The organism is Vibrio sp. 10N.261.51.C6 (assembly GCF_041471785.1).
Classification (GTDB): Bacteria; Pseudomonadota; Gammaproteobacteria; order Enterobacterales; family Vibrionaceae; genus Vibrio; species Vibrio crassostreae_C.
The window spans coordinates 1-1,177 of record NZ_JBFRPB010000139.1 but is presented as its reverse complement, the minus strand read 5'-3'; the positions used below and the strand labels follow the sequence as shown (position 1 = coordinate 1,177).

The following is a 1,177-nucleotide window of genomic DNA, read 5'->3' as shown; positions in this document are numbered from 1 at the left end:
TGTCTAAAGAAAAATTTGAACGTACGAAACCGCACGTAAACGTTGGTACTATCGGCCACGTTGACCACGGTAAAACAACTCTAACTGCTGCTATCTGTACTACTCTTGCAAAAGTATACGGCGGTGTTGCTAAAGATTTCGCATCAATCGATAACGCTCCTGAAGAGCGCGAGCGTGGTATCACAATCTCAACTTCTCACGTTGAGTACGATACTCCTGCACGTCACTACGCACACGTTGACTGTCCTGGACACGCCGATTATGTTAAAAACATGATCACTGGTGCTGCTCAAATGGATGGTGGTATCCTAGTTGTTGCTGCAACAGATGGTCCTATGCCTCAAACTCGTGAGCACATCCTACTTGGTCGTCAAGTTGGTATCCCTTACATCATCGTATTCATGAACAAATGTGACATGGTTGATGACGAAGAGCTACTTGAGCTAGTTGAGATGGAAGTTCGTGAACTTCTTTCTGAATACGACTTCCCAGGTGATGACCTACCAGTTATCCAAGGTTCTGCACTTGGCGCACTAAACGGCGAGAAGCAGTGGGAAGACAAGATCGTTGAGCTTGCAGAAGCACTAGATTCTTACATTCCTGAGCCAGAGCGTGCAGTTGACCAACCGTTCCTACTACCAATTGAAGATGTATTCTCAATTCAAGGTCGTGGTACTGTTGTAACTGGTCGTATCGAGCGCGGTATCCTACGTGTAGGTGACGAAGTAGAAATCGTTGGTATCAAAGAGACTACTCTTACTACTTGTACTGGTGTTGAAATGTTCCGTAAACTGCTTGACGAAGGTCGTGCAGGTGAGAACGTTGGTGCACTTCTACGTGGTACTAAGCGTGATGACGTTGAACGTGGTCAAGTACTTTCTGCGAAAGGTTCTATCAACCCACACACTAAGTTTGAGTCTGAAGTATACGTACTTTCTAAAGACGAAGGCGGCCGTCACACTCCTTTCTTCAAAGGTTACCGTCCACAGTTCTACTTCCGTACAACTGACGTAACAGGCGATATCACTCTACCAGAAGGCGTAGAAATGGTAATGCCAGGTGACAACGTTCAAATGACTGTTGAGCTAATCGCTCCAATCGCAATGGACGAAGGTCTACGTTTCGCAATCCGCGAAGGTGGCCGTACAGTTGGTGCTGGTGTTGTAGCTAAAATCTT

At 46.1% G+C, this 1,177-nt stretch carries 1 protein-coding gene; it reads left to right on the top strand.

Annotated elements, in window-relative coordinates; all coding sequences use genetic code 11:
* Positions 1-1,177: elongation factor Tu (gene tuf / locus AB4375_RS21565; protein ID WP_017068117.1), on the top strand; the 1,177-nt coding region annotated here is incomplete at both ends.